The 15162-nt window shown below is 68.5% G+C and carries 14 protein-coding genes and 3 pseudogenes; 5 read left to right on the forward strand and 12 right to left on the reverse strand.

Annotation, left to right across the window (positions count from 1 at the left end; all coding sequences use genetic code 11):
• Positions 1 to 201: 201 nt before the first annotated feature.
• From ACGF5T_RS34305 to ACGF5T_RS34320, 4 genes are all read right to left on the reverse strand, one after another.
• Entirely contained in the window at positions 202 to 1362 is a 1161-nt protein-coding gene (locus ACGF5T_RS34305) for a ParB/RepB/Spo0J family partition protein (RefSeq protein WP_366769197.1), read from the reverse strand.
• On the reverse strand, positions 1359 to 2621 hold the full coding sequence (locus ACGF5T_RS34310; RefSeq protein ID WP_366769196.1) for a ParA family protein: 1263 nt from the start codon (positions 2619 to 2621) through the stop codon (positions 1359 to 1361). Before ACGF5T_RS34310 ends, ACGF5T_RS34305 begins: the two co-directional genes overlap by 4 nt.
• Before the next feature lie 2245 nt (positions 2622 to 4866).
• On the reverse strand, positions 4867 to 5136 hold the full coding sequence (locus ACGF5T_RS34315; protein ID WP_366769194.1) for a hypothetical protein: 270 nt from the start codon (positions 5134 to 5136) through the stop codon (positions 4867 to 4869).
• 932 nt (positions 5137 to 6068) lie between these two features.
• Positions 6069 to 6602: a hypothetical protein gene (locus tag ACGF5T_RS34320; RefSeq protein ID WP_366769193.1), complete on the reverse strand. Its 534-nt coding sequence runs from the start codon at positions 6600 to 6602 to the stop codon at positions 6069 to 6071.
• A gap of 103 nt (positions 6603 to 6705) precedes the next feature.
• Here ACGF5T_RS34320 and ACGF5T_RS34325 point away from each other — a divergent pair.
• Positions 6706 to 7035: pseudogene (locus ACGF5T_RS34325) on the forward strand (HNH endonuclease family protein); the annotation flags it as partial.
• A gap of 20 nt (positions 7036 to 7055) precedes the next feature.
• Here the strand turns inward: ACGF5T_RS34325 and ACGF5T_RS34330 are convergent.
• Positions 7056 to 7391, reverse strand: a complete 336-nt coding sequence (locus ACGF5T_RS34330) for a DUF6233 domain-containing protein (protein ID WP_366769192.1) — start codon at positions 7389 to 7391, stop codon at positions 7056 to 7058.
• Between the two features lie 616 nt (positions 7392 to 8007).
• On the opposite strand from ACGF5T_RS34330, the gene ACGF5T_RS34335 reads away from it, so the two are divergent.
• The 3 genes from ACGF5T_RS34335 to ACGF5T_RS34345 all read left to right on the forward strand — a co-directional run bounded on the left by ACGF5T_RS34335 (position 8008) and on the right by ACGF5T_RS34345 (position 11411).
• Complete coding sequence (locus tag ACGF5T_RS34335; protein WP_366769191.1) at positions 8008 to 9207, forward strand: FAD-dependent oxidoreductase; 1200 nt, start codon at positions 8008 to 8010, stop codon at positions 9205 to 9207.
• Positions 9208 to 9529: 322 nt separating this feature from the next.
• Positions 9530 to 10447, forward strand: a complete 918-nt coding sequence (locus tag ACGF5T_RS34340; RefSeq protein WP_366769190.1) for a hypothetical protein — start codon at positions 9530 to 9532, stop codon at positions 10445 to 10447.
• 10 nt (positions 10448 to 10457) lie between these two features.
• Entirely contained in the window at positions 10458 to 11411 is a 954-nt protein-coding gene (locus ACGF5T_RS34345; protein ID WP_366769189.1) for a sigma-70 family RNA polymerase sigma factor, read from the forward strand.
• Between the two features lie 204 nt (positions 11412 to 11615).
• Here the strand turns inward: ACGF5T_RS34345 and ACGF5T_RS34350 are convergent, their stop codons facing one another.
• The 7 genes and pseudogenes from ACGF5T_RS34350 to ACGF5T_RS34380 form a co-directional block, all read right to left on the reverse strand.
• Complete coding sequence (locus ACGF5T_RS34350; protein WP_392890242.1) at positions 11616 to 12440, reverse strand: hypothetical protein; 825 nt, start codon at positions 12438 to 12440, stop codon at positions 11616 to 11618.
• Between the two features lie 95 nt (positions 12441 to 12535).
• On the reverse strand, positions 12536 to 12790 hold the full coding sequence (locus ACGF5T_RS34355; protein ID WP_366769187.1) for a hypothetical protein: 255 nt from the start codon (positions 12788 to 12790) through the stop codon (positions 12536 to 12538).
• A 33-nt stretch (positions 12791 to 12823) separates the two neighbouring features.
• The gene (locus ACGF5T_RS34360) at positions 12824 to 12958 is read right to left on the reverse strand and encodes a hypothetical protein (protein WP_366769186.1); all 135 of its coding nucleotides are present in this window, start codon (positions 12956 to 12958) and stop codon (positions 12824 to 12826) included.
• 56 nt (positions 12959 to 13014) lie between these two features.
• A complete protein-coding gene (locus ACGF5T_RS34365) occupies positions 13015 to 13299 on the reverse strand; it encodes a hypothetical protein (protein ID WP_366769184.1) in 285 nt (94 codons plus the stop codon).
• An 89-nt stretch (positions 13300 to 13388) separates the two neighbouring features.
• Entirely contained in the window at positions 13389 to 13565 is a 177-nt protein-coding gene (locus ACGF5T_RS34370; protein ID WP_366769200.1) for a hypothetical protein, read from the reverse strand.
• Between the two features lies 1 nt (position 13566).
• Positions 13567 to 13933, reverse strand: a pseudogene (locus tag ACGF5T_RS34375) (hypothetical protein); the annotation flags it as partial.
• A 232-nt stretch (positions 13934 to 14165) separates the two neighbouring features.
• Positions 14166 to 14342, reverse strand: a pseudogene (locus ACGF5T_RS34380) (diguanylate cyclase domain-containing protein); the annotation flags it as partial.
• Positions 14343 to 14508: 166 nt separating this feature from the next.
• Here ACGF5T_RS34380 and ACGF5T_RS34385 point away from each other — a divergent pair.
• Positions 14509 to 15141 (forward strand): hypothetical protein, encoded by a 633-nt coding sequence (locus ACGF5T_RS34385; protein ID WP_366769183.1) that lies wholly within the window; start codon positions 14509 to 14511, stop codon positions 15139 to 15141.
• Positions 15142 to 15162 lie beyond the last annotated feature (21 nt).

Below are 15162 nucleotides of genomic sequence, written 5' to 3' on the forward strand. Positions count from 1 at the left end.
GGGGGGAAGACATAACTCCCTTCCAGCAAGACATGGACATGCAGGTGCATGCCGAGGGCTGCGCGGACGACCCGCCTTTCTGAAACGACCTTTTAGTCGCGGAGCCATCCGAGCAGAAGCTTCACACCACTCCCCCGCCGGCCGCAGGCCCGGCTGCGATGCCACGCGAGCCGGGCCAGGCCAGTGGTGCCGTCGTCCGAGTCACTCGGCTGGTGCGGGGACGTGCTGGGCGAGTTCGCTCAGCAACTCAGCCAGACGCTGTGGATCACGGATGGCTGCCTTCTTGCCCAGGATGCGCAGGAGCGCGAAGAAGTTGTCGTCGTTCTCGACCTTCTTGTCCAGGAGCATGGCGAGGCTTCCCGGCTCGTCATACGGAACTCTCCGTGCGCTGTCCTTGGCCCCCTCCTTACTCACCCGAGGGGGTGCGGGCTTGTCGGCCCGCGGCTCCGGCACCACCTGCGGCAGCGGGCGGTCCGGCTCCGGCTCGGGGACCGGCTGAACGTCCTTGGATCCGGCACCCTCTATTACGCGGTAATAGCCGTCGGCCTTGTCCGCTTCCTCGTGCTGCTCGGCGCTATCGGACTCCACTCCCCCGCGCTGCCCGGCCTCACCGGTCTCCCCTGCCCTACCGCTGAGACGCCGCTTGTGCTCGGCCTCCCTCTGCGCGCGCTGCTCCTTCAGCGCTTGCAGGGCGGCCTCTTGCTCCTCGGCCGGCTTGTTCCCCACTGCGCGCAGGAGGTTGATCGGTTCCTGGTGGATCCTGGCCTGGAGTTCGGGAGTGAGGTTGAGCAGGGCGAGTCGCTGGGACACCCATCCCTGGGAGCGGTGGAGGCGTTTGGCCAGAGCGGTCTGGCTGCCGTGGATGGCGAGGAGCCTCTGCAGAGCGCGGGCTTCGTCGAATTCCTCGAGGTCTTGGCGGTGGATGTTGGCGACGAGTGCGGACTCGAGGAGTTCCTCGGAGGTGCTGCCTTCGTCGTCACTGACCATGACCTTGATGGTGGCGAGGCCGGCTTCGCGGGCGGCGGCGAGGCGGCTACTGCCATCGATGACGACGTAGGTGGCGTCACTTTCGAGATCCGCTTCGCGTTCGGGGTTGGCCTTGATGTAGGCGTCGCGGTTCATGACCGTGATCGCTTGCTTCTGGCCGTGGGTTTTGAGGCTGCCTGCCAGGTCGGTGAGGTCACCGAGGCTGGAGCGCGGGTTGTCGGGGTTGAGGCTGATGCGGTCCGGTGAGAGCTCGGTGGGCGGGGCGATGCCGTCGGTGGGTACACCGGTGGCGGCGGCAACGGCCTGCCGGCGGGCGCTGACCGGGCGCGCTCCCCCACCGAACCGGCCTGCGCCGAGCTGATCGGCCTTGCTCATGCGATCTCCCTGGCCAGCGCGCGCATACCGATGGCCTGCTGGGACTTCGGTGCGTAGGACAGCAGCGGCTGCTTCATGCGGACTGCTTCTTTCTGTTCCTTGAGATCTCCGATGAGTCCGATGACTCGGGGATCCTTTATGTCGACCCATCCCTGGAGTGAGGACGTGGCGATGTAGCCGCGGCGGGAGTCGTAGAGGTTGACGACGATGCCGAGGTAGTCGACGTCGATCTGGAGGTCTCCGCGGAGGTCGTCGATTTGTGTGGTGAGGAGGTCGTAGGCGTCTGCGGAACTGTCCTCGGCCTGGACGACGATGAGGGCTCCGGACTGACCGGGCCGTTCTCCGTCCCGGCGGCGGCCGTAGTAGGAGGCGGCGTCCATGCTGAGGCCGAGGCTGGGCGGGCAGTCGACGAGGATGACGTCGTAGTCGGGCTCGAGAGGTGCAAGTGCCCGCTCGAGGGCTGCTTCCCTGGCGCGTACCGCGGACAGGCGTACGTCGAGGAGGAAGGCGTCGTTGCAGGCCGGCAGGAGGTGGAGCCGGCTGTTGAAGTGCTCGTCGTCGATGGAGACGATGAGGTCGCGGAGGTCGCCCTTCGGGTCGCCGGCCATGTGGTTGGTGAGGCTGTCACCGTTCATGGGCAGCGGGCTGGCGCCGAGCTGGTTGGTCAGGTGGCACTGGGGGTCGAAGTCCACGAGGAGCACACGCAGTCCGAGACCGGGCAGGTTCTCGATCTCAAGTGGATCGACGGCTTGCTGGTCCTCGGGCTGGGTGTCACTGGCTCGGAGGGCCTTGGCTAGTGCCTTGGCGATCTGCACGGCGTGCAAAGCGTTGGGGTCTTCGGCGAGGGCTTCGCCGAGACCGGCGGTGATCGCCGTCTTGCCCACACCGCCCTTCTGGTTGCAGACGATGATCCGCCGGGTGACCTCGGGACGCTCGACGTCGGGTGCCGGGTTGGTGTCAAGCCAGAGCTGAATGGACTGGGCAAGTCCCTGGATCAGGGAGACGCGGCGGTCCGCGACGACTTGGCGGAACTCTTCCCACTGGCCTGGCGGGAGGAAGGTGGAGAAGGAGTCGGCGCCTGCGGTGTCGACGGCTGCTGTGGCAGAGGCCAGGCTGCACCAGTCTCTGATGCCTTGCTCGACGGCAGTCTGAATCTCGAGCCCGTGCTGTGCGGCTCTGACCTTGAGGTTCTGCCGGAGCCAGCCCGGCAGCTTGGAGACGACCTTCTCGCGGTCGTTCGAGGTGGTTGGTGAGCTCATGGGGACACCTTACTAACGTCGATGATCGTTGGAGGCATCGACACGTTAGAAACGACAGCAGGCGGGGGAGTAGCGCCGTCAGTTGCCTATTACGCGGTAATAGTTCGTGCCCCCGAGGTGGGGGAGGGGCTCAGCTATTACGCGGTAATAGCTGAGCCCGACACCGCACTCCATGACCGCATGCTTCGCCCCCCTACCTGGCGCTCCACGCTTCAGTGGCAATGCTGATGCCACGTAAGGGTGCGTGTCATGGCCCGAGAGGTCCCCACCTGCAGTAGCGGTCGGGCACGCCGAGCGGGGGACCAAGCGGACGGACTGAGCAGCGGGTGTCGATAGCAAGGAAGAACCCAGGACGATCGGGTGCATGGAGCCCTTCGCCCGGCAGGAAGGGCAGGAACGTGCGAAGCGCGCCGCGTCCGATGTTCTGGCGGAAGCCGTGGCCCTGCAAAGCATCGGCTGTCCTGTATCGGCTTGTCGTGAAGCGGGACGCCTGACGCGCCTGATCGAGGTGCCCGCGGGGGAGCCGGCGTGTGCCCCGGGTGTTCATTCGCGCGTCAAGGATGTTCAGGCACCGTCGGCCAGTCGTGCGGATCGGGGCCGGCGTTCCGCCCGTTCGAGCGGGGTGAGGGTGGCCAAGGCGCTGCATTCGCGGTCCCAGGAAGGCGTCGCAGCGGGCGGTGGACATGGGTCAGGGGTTGTGCGGCCGGTTAGCGGTCCGGGTGAGCTCGCCGGCCAGGTCGTCGTCGGACCCGGTGTCACGTCCAGGTCGGCGATCGTCTCCTCCTCTGTGTCGAATGTCCTCAGAGTGTGTGCCATTCGCGCGAGTCACGTCGACGACCATGAACGTGTCCTTCGCATCCGTGTTGGCCTCGCCCGGGTAGGGGTCGGCGATGTGCGGCATCGTCGGCCGCGCGGATAGACGGCTCGGCAGTCGAGTCGCGGGCGACTACCAAAGGCAGGGCGTCGAATGAGGCGACCTGAACGACCGTAGCCAGCACCGTTCCATGCATCGGTTCACTTGGTTAACAGCTCGTGTGCTGGGCTCGGTGTTGGGCGAGCGCTTGTCGAACGCCTTCTTCCTGGCGAGATGATGGCGTAGGCGTGGTGCTGGCCTTGCCGAGTTCTAGGCCGAGAAGTGACGGCGATACCGCCTGTATCGATCACCCGTAGGCCTCTACATCAAGCAATCCTTGGGCTGGTCAGGGCATCGGGCTGCCACACCGCACCGCGGCACCGAGCACTCTTCTGTCTAGCGAAACCGGCGACCCGGAGCTCACGCTCCTGATCGGCGGTTCCTCGAAGCATCCGGGACTCGGTGGCACCACCCCGGATTATGCTGGGGGAGTGCCCCTGATTCTTGTCAAGGGAAACAGGTCTGCGTTGAAGCCGGGGGAGGGCAACATCGCGGGGGGACTGGCCTGCTGTGGGATGACGTGAAGTGCTTCTATGCCCCGGACTGGGGGGCGTCGTTGCCGTAGGTGCGTGTCCCGGATGCCTCGGTGGAGGACTGGTGGGCGTCGTCGCTGAGAAGGGTTGGAAGTGCCAGTGCTCTGAGGGAGAGATGATGCTTCCGGTACCCCTGGCGTCGGCCGTGCTGTCTCGCCCGGCGAATGTCGAGTGCCCGGATCTGCGGGTCTGATCGACGGACAATGTGTTGGCGATCTTGTGTTTCCATGCCGACGGCGAAGTCAACGTCGGCGTCGGTATGCGGGAGTTGCAAGGCCAGGATCGGCTTGGCGTGTTCTCCGGGCGGTTGGACGACGGTTGGGTAAACCGGTGTTGATAAAGGCGGAGGGCGACTCCGGCCATCGGGTGCCCGCTGCGACGTCGAGGTGATCGAGTCGTTCTCCTCGTAGACCTGCAGGTCGGGTGATCGCGAATGCTGGTCCCGAAGGTCGCAGGCCCATGGCGGAGCCGCGAAGGGCCAACGGGGGAGGGCTCAGCTATTACGCGGTAATAGCTGAGCCCGTAGCCGGCCCTCCACAACCCGCGCACACTCCTGTTAGCGCCCTACGCGCCTGAGCCAACAGTGTTGCCGCGTAAGTGGGCTCGCTCGTCGATGAGAGGCCCTACGAGGAACTGATCGGTGCACAGGTCTATGACGACCCAGGGGTCAGGGCTCTGGGCTCTTGCTGCGCGGCCGTGTTGCTCTCGGTGGATCATGAGCCGCGGGGTGGCCGACGAGGAACGTTAAGGATGATCCGCCGCATGGACAGGATGAGAGGACATCGACCGCCTCGGAGGACTACAGCGAACGGAGTATGTCGGCACAGTCGGAGCACTCCCAACGCTTCATATTGGGCGGTGACCACGGTGCGCCCGGCTCCGCAGACTGGTAGTTCACGCGCTCCATGTCCAGGGTCGGCTTACCACAGAAAGTCCGGTCGTCTACGCCGCCGGGAGTGTGGGGGTCGACTGGCGCCGCGTGTACTGCCTCGATCTCTGAGACCGGATCGCCCGGGCCGAAGTCCTCGGACGGCTTCATACGTAGCTCGCGCAGCACGACGATCGCCATGTGACCCACCTTCGGCGCTGAGGTCGGCTGCCGCATCCCGGGAGGGCCGGTCGCGATGCCCCGATGCCTCGGGTGTCGTCGAGCCTGCCGTGCCATCTGCCCGGAGGTCGCGAACAGACCCGAGGCCTCAAGTCGGGAGCTTGGGTCTGCAGGGCTCGCCGTCGTGCTCCCGCCCGGCGGTCCACGGGCGGGATTCCGCTGCCGCTGTTCCTCGAGACGGGAACGGTCCCGCCCGCCTGTGTGATCGCCTTGCATCCACTCATCGTTGTGGAGCTTGGAGGCCACACTGGCGGGTGCTGACTGGCGGTCAGCAGCAACGGGGGAGTGGTAGTGCACCAAGCCGAGCAGGGGAGGGCCAGACTGCTCGCCAGGCTCGGGTGTGGAGGGGCACGCGTGCACGCCGGTGTGAAGGTCAGGAGTCGTTCGCGCATGGCGGCAGGATGCCATCCCACCGAACCCGCTCCCGGTTCACCTCAAGTGCTGGAATTTGGCACTTTGGCCTGGCGGCCGGTGTCACGGCCCTCGTATTGCCGCGGCTTGACCACCCAGTCAGTAGTTACACAGCGTGGTGGAGGCCGGCTGGGGTACGGAGGCATACGCGCGCCGACTCGGGAGTCTGCACGTATCGCTGTAGGGGGCTTTCGGCGGCTGAGGTTCGGGACTCTGGTCGTACTTGACAGCAGGACTGTCAGGCGGACGTCGCCGGTGGGAGGCAGCTCCAGCGCGGCGTGCGGCCGGGCCACGCCAAGGACGCGCTGAGACCAACTCTCGGGCAGCGCCCGCACCTGCATGGCGAGCGCGGCGGCCACGGCGGGCTGGTGCTCGGTGAGGCGCTGCCATGGCGTGTCCGCCGTGGTCAGCGCGTCGGGCGATAAGGTCATGTCGTTTCCTCGTCCTGGTCGTCGTCGGCCGGGAGCGAACCGCCGTCCAGATCAACGAGGGTGTAGCCCCTCCAGCGTCGACGTGTCGGGCGTGAAGGACATGGACGTCTTGCCGGTGCCGCCGGGAGGGAGGCCCAGGGACTCGGCGGCGCCTTTGGCGATGGCCATGCGGGCGATGGCGGCCCGGAAGACCGGTACGTTCTCCCCGGTCATCTCGTATCCCTTGGCCTTCTGCCACGAGGGGTTCTCGGGGTCGTACACCACGGTGATGGGCGCTGTGGTGCCCTCCGGCCACCATCCCTCGCGCACTCCGCGCGGGATGGCACGGGACAGGGCGACCGTCGGCCCGTTGAGCTTGCCGACGACGCTGCGGAGTGTGTCGGCATCGGCGTAACCGTCGCCGTCGACCACAACCACTTCGGCGAAGCGGCGGGCGCCGGCGGGGAGCGAGCGGAGGTAGCGTTCGGCGCGTTCGACCGTCCACTCGGTGTCCGCGGTGACCGCCAGTTCGTGACGGTGCTCGGTGAGGATGTCGAGCAGCTTCCGCTCGAACTCCTTACTCGCGCCTTCAATGGTGATTCTCATGAGGCCTTCCGACAGATACTTACCCGGTTCTCCGGGGCGTACATGGGGAGTATGGTCCGCCGGGCCCCTCTCCGTATAGACCTCGACCTCGGAGATTCTTGGCGGCCTGGACATCGGCCACATGGTTCCGCTCGCCGAGGTCTGGGATTCCGGCGCCGGTCAGTGGACGGTGAAGGAGCGCGAGGAGTACGCCAACGACCTCGGTAACGACCGCGCGCTGATCGCGGCGGCCCGCTCGAACCGGTCCAAGGCCGACCAGGACCCGGCCACCTGGCTCCGGCCGCACCCGGGCTACCGCTGCACCTACCTCGCTCACTGGGTGGCGGTGAAACTGCGCTGGCAGCTCAGCGTCGACGACGCCGAGCGACAGGCGCTCACGGACGGCATGACGGACTGCCCGAACGAGCCGGTCAAGGTCACCTTCGTCCGGTAGCACGCACCTGGCGCACAGGGTCAGCCGATGACGTCCAGTTCGACGTCCGGCTGGCAGTGTCCGCACGCCCTCAGGCCCGCGGCGAGCAGGCGCCGTGCCTCATCACGGTCGACCGCGCGGCGCCGCTGGCCCACCGTGTAGCAGTTCCCGGCGTGGACCTGTCCCGGCGGGTGGCGGGTGCCGGTACCCAGCTCGACGAGGCATTCCGGGGGCGCGGGGCGGTTGCGGCGCCCGTACTCCTCCTCGGCCCATCGCTGCCGACGGGCTGCGAGCTTGGTGTCGATGCGCTGCACCCACATAGCGTGCCAGATGCGGAGCATCTGGAGACGCTCGTCGTCGGGCAGATCATCGAGCACATTTTTGACTCTAGCTCCATCGGCCGCCACCTCACGTGTTCGAATTCCCGTGAGGGGGTGCCGGCGGTGATGCATGTGCGCTGCCCCGACCGTATCCGGGAGGACATCTATCGGTAGGTGCTGGAGCTGCTGCGGACCTGTCGCCGATGGTGCAGGGCGCTGCCGCCGACTGCGGCCCTGGTCGAGCTCAGGGGCGCCCTGCGCTACCACGGCCCCCAGACGCACCGGCTGGGTGAGATCCTGCGGGTGCGGACCCTGACCCGGCTCGGCATCGACGTGCGGGTCGGCATCGGCCCGACGGTCACCGTCGCCGCCACCGCCTCCGCGCAGGTCGACCCGCCTGGCGATGTCCTGACCGTCGCCCCCGGCCAGGCGGCCGATTGGCTGGGGCTGCCGGTCGAGGCCCTGCACGACTACGGCATCCACACCGTTGGCCTCCTCGCCGCCGTCGGCCCGCAGACCGTGCAGCGCCATGTGCGCCGCCTCGACGTTGCGAGCATCGGTTGGCGGCACTCCTGCCCCTCTGTGATCCATGTCACATGTCGTTCCTGTCAGGAATCGGGGCGCTGTCCCGCTCAAGTCACCGACAAAGCTAGCGAACCGACAGGAGCAGCAAATGAAGCACCGCATCGTCGTTCTCGGCGCCGGCTATGCCGGAGCCTACGTGGCCGGGACCCTGGCCCGTCGGCTGTCCCCGGCAGGCACCGAGATCACCGTGGTCAACGCCGAGCCGGACTTCGTCCAGCGGCTGCGGCTGCACCAGCTCGCGGCCGGCCAGGAGATCGAGGCTCCACAGCTCGCCGACGTCTTCGCGGGCACGGGGATACGGCTGCGCCTGGCCCGTGTCACCGCCGTCGCCCCCGAGCGGCAGGTCGTCGCCGTGGCTGATGCCGACGGCGGCGGCGAGCTCGCCTACGACACCCTCCTCTACGCGCTCGGCAGCCGCGTCGCCGACCAAGGCGTCCCCGGCGTGGCCGAACACGCCTTCCACGTCACCAGTCGTCCGGCGGCACTGCGCCTGCGCGAGCGCCTGGACAACCTGGCCAAGCGGGGCGAAGGCGGGAGTGTGCTGGTCGTCGGCGACGGGCTGACCGGCATCGAGACCGCCACCGAGATCGCCGAATCCCGGCCCGGCCTGTCAGTGACACTCATCGCCCGCGGCGAGCTGGGCGCCTCACTCTCCGCCGGAGCCCGCAGCCATCTGCGCCAGGCCTGTGACCGGCTGGGCATCACCGTCCTGGAGCACACCGAGGCCGAAGCCGTCGAAGCGGCGCGGGTGCTGTGCGCCGACGGCACCGCCCTGGCGTCGGACGCGACCGTGTGGACGGCCGGGTTCGCGGTCACCCCCATCGCTGCCGCCAGCGGGCTGGAGGTCACCGAGAACGGTCGGATCGTCGTCGATCGCACCATGCAGTCGGTCTCGCACCCGAACGTCTACGCCGTGGGCGACAGCGCCTACGCCATCGGCGACAATGGCCGACCTCTGCCGATGTCCTGTGCTTCGGCCGGCTATACCGGCATGCAGGCCACGGCCGCGATCGTGGGACGCCTGACCGGCCGCAAGATCCCTAATGCCAAGCTGGAGTACCACGGCAACCACATCAGCCTCGGGCGGCGGGACGGGATCCTGCAGATGGTCGACGCCGAAGCACGGGCGAAGCCCAAGTACGTGGGCGGCAGGAAGGCCGCGCGGATCAAGGCGGGCATCCTCAAGATGTCGCTGTGGACCACCTCGCACCCGACCTTCGGCCTGCCCAAGCGCAAGCGCCACCTGGCCGCCGTACCGGATGCGTCAGCCGAGAAGGCGGCCGCGTAGCCACCGTGGGCAGCACTGCCACTGCGCTTCGAGGTCAGGGGTGGATCACCGCCGCCCCATCCTGTGCGCGCCTGAGCACCCCGGCACTGGGCCAGATACCGGCCGCCCACCTGCGAGGCCGGAACAGCAACCGGCTGGAGCCGCTGCTGACCCGGGGTGTGCAACCAGCCCGTCCCCGTCACCAGGCAAAGAGATCTCTCTGTCCGAGGAGGACGCATGGATACTCCGGCCCCACACGTAGTCGACCCCACCGCCCTGCGCGGCATCGACACCGCCGTGTTCGCGGGCACCAACCGACACACTGCCGTCGTCCTGGCCGACGGTGGCCAGGACAGTCGTCCTGCTCACGGCACTCATCAGTGTGCTGCTCACCGCCTTCGCCTGGCCGTCGGTGCGGTCGCATGTGCACGACGTGCCGATCGCCGTCGCCGGGCCGCCCGCCGCGGTCAAGCAGGTCAGCGCCGCGCTCGACCAACGCCTGCCGGGCTGCTTCGCGATCACCGAGGTCGCCGACACCTCATCCGCCGAACGGTTGATCCGCGACCGGGAGGTGTACGGGGCGATAGACGTCAGCTCCGGCGCTCCGCAGGTCATCACAGCCTCGGCCGCCGGCGCAGGGGTCGCCCCAACCCTTCAGGGCGTCGCGGTGGGGCTCGGTCAGGCGCAGGGCCCCAGCAAGACGTCCCCTGTCCGCGACATCGTCGCCCTGCCGGCCGACGACCCCCGCGGCGCCGGCCTGACCGCCGGAGCCCTGCCCCTGGTCATGGGCGGCCTGCTCGCCGCGCTGCTACTGACCAGGCTCGTCCGCGGCATCGTCCGCCAGGTCGCCGGGGCACTCATCTTCGCGATCAACGGAGGCCTGGCGGTGGCAGCGATCCTGCAGTTCTGGCTCGGCTCACTGGACGATTCCTACCTGGTCAGCACCGGCGCGATCGCCCTGGCCATCGCCGCCGCATCCCTGACCATCATCGGGCTGGAGTCACAGTTCGGGTACGCCGGCTTCGGTCTCGGCGCCGTCACCATGATGCTCATCGGCAACCCCCTGTCAGGCGCCTCGACCGCACCCGAGATGCTGCCGGGTTGGTCCGGCACGCTCGGCCAGCTGCTGCCGCCGGGCATGACCTGGCTCGGATTCGGTGTCGCGCTTTGCATGGCCAGCGGTCTGCCCAGGCGCGAACGCCGCCTGGCCGCCGAGTCCGCCGAGTCCGCCGACAACGTGGTAGCGCAGCCGTCCAGTTAGGGTGTTCCGCGTGGACAGCACCGCCAGTGATCGCTTCGACACCAGCCGGTTCGAGGCCAGCCGGAACCGGCTGGCCTCGCTGGCGTACCGGCTGCTTGGCTCCGCCGCCGACGCGGAAGACGCCGTGCAGGATGCGTTCTTGCACTGGCAGGCTGCCGACCGGCAGCGGATCAAGGTGCCGGAAGCATGGCTGACCAAGGTCGTCACCAACCTGTGCCTCGACCGGCTCCGCTCGGCGCAGGCCCGCCGCGAACGCACCGTCGGTGCCTGGCTGCCTGAACCGCTCCTCGACGGCGACCCGATGCTCGGCCCGGCCGACACATTCGAGCAGCGTGAATCGGTCTCCCTGGCCGTGCTGACTCTCATGGAGCGTCTGTCACCGCTGGAGCGGGCCGTCTACGTCCTGCGCGAAGCGTTCTCCCACAACCACGCCGAAATCGCCGAGATCCTCGACATCACCGATTCCGCAAGCCAGCAGCACCTCCACCGGGCCCGGCACCGCATCACCGCCGCGCGTCGCGGCGGTGGCGAAGTCGACCCGGCATCCGCCCGCAGGATCGTCGAGGAATTCCTCGCCGCTGCCACCTCGGGCCGCACCGAACGCCTAGTGGCGCTGCTCACCGACGACGCGACCGCGATCTCCGACGGTGCCGGCCTGACCGAGAAGCTGCTGCGGTACGACACTCCGCAGCGCATCGCCGCCATCGCACGGGCCGGCTTCAAATCCACGCCCGCGAAACAGCGGCTTGCCGGCGGAATCTCCGCTGTCCACTACGCGCTCGTCAACGGCGCCCCCGCCATCCTTTTCGTGCCCGACGGCAAGGTCGTGGGCGCCGTGACGTTCGACATCACAGGCGGCAAGATCGCAACCGTGCGCGGCATCGCCGCCCCCGCCTGCCTCGTCCGCCTCACCGAGGCCTGGCGCCAGCACGGACCGGACACACCGCTCATCACCCAGTGGTGAGCCGGCGCCGACCGCGGCCAGGCGCTGCGCCCCGCGCTTCATAGGTGGCTGGTGGGGAGGCTCCGGACGGGGCTCCGCTGGGTGCTGTTTGCCGACAACGCAACCCCGTGAGCGTGCTCGATCAGCAGCGAGACGTCCAGGTCGCGGAAGGGCTCCAGGTAGATATCCATCGTCGTGGTCACGTCGACGTGCCCCAGCAACGTCTTAACCAGATACCAGGTGTCGCCGAACTGGCCGCGGAACGCGTACCTCCTCAGCGTTCAGGTGCGCGACCTGCCGCTCGTAGAGCAGCCGGCCCACCGAGTACCAGCGCAGCGCGAACGAGTGCCGCAACATGTGCGCGTTCGCCTCCAACGAGGTCAGTCCCGCGCGGGCGACCCGCTCGTTGCTGGTGTCGAAGGTGTGCTGCCAGCCGTGCGCCTCGCGCGGCATGCCGTCCTCGTTCAGCCAGACCGCCAGCGGCTCCAGCCCGGCGGCGGCCTGGCGGAACAGATTCCTGCGGGCGCCGGGATCCAGCGAGTCCAGCGACGCGGCCACCCGGCGATCGCCCCTGTCGCGCATCTCCAGCCGCCGGTTACGGGTCTTGCGCTCGACCAACAACAGCCCCGCCAGATGGTCGTAGCGGGCGGCGCGCTGAGCGCGGCGGACCGCCGCAGCGCGTTCGCCCTCCTCGTAGGCCAGTACGTCGGCCAGCACGCTGCGCGGCATCCAGAACCGGCGCCCGCGTCCACCCTTGGCGCAGGCCGCCGACAACCGGCAGGTGGAGTAGGTGCGGGTCTCGTCATCGGCGGGCAGCTCCAGACGCAGGACGCTGGCCCGCTCACTCAGCCGCAGTCCGGTGCCGTAGAGCCCGTCGGCGAACGCGCAGTCACGCTGGCTGTTGCGCCCGCGCCACCCGCCGATCTCCTGGCCACACAGGTCCAGTCCGCGCAGCCCGACATCGACCGAGCGGGCGTAACCGGCCGGGTCCAGCCACTTCACGTCCCTGCCGCGCACCAGGTGCGGCCCGGCCTCGAACGACTCCGTCACCGTGCGCGGGTCAGGACCCGGATTTTGCCGCCGGGCCACCGGATCGCTAACTCCGAACCGAAACCCGGCCCAGCTGTAGAACGCGCTGATCGCGATCAGGTCGTCCAGCACCGTCCCGCCGGCCACGCGCCGACATCCGCCTCGTCGGTCATCCGCCAGAACTTGAACCCGGCGACATCCTCTTCGTCGGCGTCGTGCCAGGCCCGGCCTGTAGCATCAAGGAACCCCAGCCAGACGGCTACCGCGAAGGCGTACTTCCTTCGCGTGCCCGCGCTCGCGTTACGCATCCGCGCCGAGGCGAAGAACCCGTTGACCTCCGGCACCGACCATCCGTCGGCCCGCAGCAGCACCGGCTGTCCCCTCTGAGTGCCGTGCGCGTGCGCTCACTCGGCCAGCGTCGGCAGGTCCGCCAGCACCGGATCGGCCGCGTACCACGGCACCTTCCGCCGCGGATCGCACCAATGCACCTGCCACCGCGCCAACGGACCGGCTTCCACCTCAAGTTCATCGATCATCAACGAGTAAACGTACAGCCACCCACAGTCACTGAAATCCCAGCAACAGTTGCTTGTGGCTAGAGACCGCCGACACAGCCGATGGCGATGTGGCTGGGGCCGGCGGGCAAGTCGGCGTAGTCGGAGAGGTTGGCGAGCAGCTCGCGAGCGCCGGGGGTGTTCAGGACGACGTCCTGGACACGGGGGTTGAGGCCGTCGAGGTCGAGGATGTCGCGGGCGGCGGCCGGGTCGCGGAGCCGGTCGCGGACGTCTTCGGTCCGGTCGGCGGCGGGCGGGACGGGGGAGCCGTCCGGGCTGGTGGGCAGGTGCAGGTAGCCGAACGAGGTCAGACGGATCGGGCGCAAGGGAGAGCCTCCTGTTTGGTGGTGAGGGGCGGGGCACGGAGAGCCGCGCCCGGCCGGGAAGGACGGGGCGCGGCTCTCCCGGGGTGGTGCTACTGGGCGGTGGTGTCGGTGATCACGAGGAACTGGTCGCTGGACAGGTCCATCACGACGCGGGTGATGGTGCCCTGGGCGCGCTGGGCGGCGGCGTACTCCTCCGCTGGCCAGGAGCCACGGGGGCTTCCCGCCGGGAACCGCTCCAGGACGGTGCGCTGAGGCTGGGTGGGCATCGAGCTGCCCGGCGGCGGGCACCGGCAGCTCCTGGACGTCCTGAAAGACCAGGTGCCAGGCGCCGGCCTGCGCACGGCGTACAGGGCTCGGAGCCCGCGGGGTCCTGGTGGCAGTCGACCAGGCACGCGATGCCGATCACGGCTCCGGTGGTCAGCTCGCGGCCGCGGATCGTGCGGGCGATCAGCGGGACGCGCAGGGCGGGCCGGTCGATCCGCTGGTCCGCGTGCAGGAGCATCCAGCCGCGCCAACTCCAGAGTCAGGGGCGGTTCTCGATGCCCTTGGCACCGGTCAGGATGCAGGTGGCGTGCGGCTGCTGGACGCTGATGCCGCGGCTCCAGTCGCCCGTTGGCAGAGACACGGTGCACATGCGGCCCGCCCCCACATGGCCGTACCCGGGCGGCCGGACCGGCGTCCGTTGACGGACGGCACCGTGACGTGCGCGACCGTGGCGACGGTCGCGTGGCCGGTATGCTTGCCGTCGTACAGAGCGGCGTCGGCGGCCCTCTGCAACGCAGGTCGCAGGTCCCGATCGCGTCCGGCGTTGCGGCGCCGACCGAGGCGGCGACGTCGACGGTGCGGCCGTCGTCCAGGACGACCGGCGTGTGCAACATGCGGATCAGCTGCGCGAGGCGCTGTTCGCGGCGGGCGGCGGGCAGTTCGAGGACGACGGCGAACTCGTCGCCACCGAGCCTGCCCACAGCTGCGCGCGGGCCCGCCCACGCGGTGAGCCGGGCGGCGGTCATGGCCAGGACAGCGTCGTCGGCGGCGTGGCCCATGGTGTCGTTCACGGCCTTGAAGTGGTTTTCCCGGACTGCGCGGGGATCGGTCTCTGGCGTGCGGCGGGGTCTCGCGACGGGCAAGTCGGGTTTTCAGCGTCCTGGGCCACACGATGATGCTCGGGTGCGTCGTGAATAGGATCAACAGCTACGTACGGACTCGCATATGGAGCTGGGGTACGACATGAGGCACGCAGTCAGGGTGGCGGCAACTGCAGCATTAGCGATCATCGTCGCGGGATGCTCGTCGAACGTTGGCGGGGATAAGGGGACGGAGACGAAGGACGGTGGGGGAACAGACACCATCGCCTCTGTCCTAAAGTTCGCCAAGACCTACCAAGAGGCGGATAACGACCAGGATTGGCAACGGGTCTGCCAAATGCGAACAGATCGGTATCGCGACGGCACGATCCAGCAGTGCGTCGCTGGCTTCCACGTCGACGCTGCGGAGCCAACCGCCTCGGTGACCGAGGAGTCTGATTCACCGCCGTTGGTGAGGGCTGACGGTTCGACTGTCCCGCCGAGACAGACGCCCACGGATAGCGGACCGGAACGCGCCCAGCTCGGTCCAGTCAAAGCAACCGGTTCGAAAGCTGTCCCGCCCTTCGGCGACCACCCGGCCGGGACAGGCGTGATGGTCGAGTACACCTACACGTGGCCTGATGACTCCGGAGTCCAAAAATACGTCCTTCGTCTCGTCCAGCAGAACGGTAAGTGGTTGGTTGATCAGAGGGAGGAGGTTGCGGACTCTGACGAGGCACACGGCGATCCGATCCGTGACGCGCTAATGAGGAGTTGAGCGGGCAACCCGCCGCAGTGG

This window comes from Streptomyces sp. NPDC047853 (genome assembly GCF_043204535.1).
Taxonomy (GTDB): Bacteria; Actinomycetota; Actinomycetes; order Streptomycetales; family Streptomycetaceae; genus Streptomyces.

Bases quoted from the DNA above. Each gene is read 5' to 3' on its own strand.
- ACGF5T_RS34315 (WP_366769194.1), bottom strand. From the start codon at position 5,136: ATGGCGATCGTCGTGCTGCGCGAGCTACGTATGAAGCCGTCCGAGGAC.
- ACGF5T_RS34305 (WP_366769197.1), bottom strand. From the start codon at position 1,362: ATGAGCAAGGCCGATCAGCTCGGCGCAGGCCGGTTCGGTGGGGGAGCG.
- ACGF5T_RS34335 (WP_366769191.1), top strand. From the start codon at position 8,008: ATGAAGCACCGCATCGTCGTTCTCGGCGCCGGCTATGCCGGAGCCTAC.
- ACGF5T_RS34385 (WP_366769183.1), top strand. From the start codon at position 14,509: ATGGAGCTGGGGTACGACATGAGGCACGCAGTCAGGGTGGCGGCAACT.
- ACGF5T_RS34310 (WP_366769196.1), bottom strand. From the start codon at position 2,621: ATGAGCTCACCAACCACCTCGAACGACCGCGAGAAGGTCGTCTCCAAG.
- ACGF5T_RS34320 (WP_366769193.1), bottom strand. From the start codon at position 6,602: ATGAGAATCACCATTGAAGGCGCGAGTAAGGAGTTCGAGCGGAAGCTG.
- ACGF5T_RS34370 (WP_366769200.1), bottom strand. From the start codon at position 13,565: ATGCCCACCCAGCCTCAGCGCACCGTCCTGGAGCGGTTCCCGGCGGGA.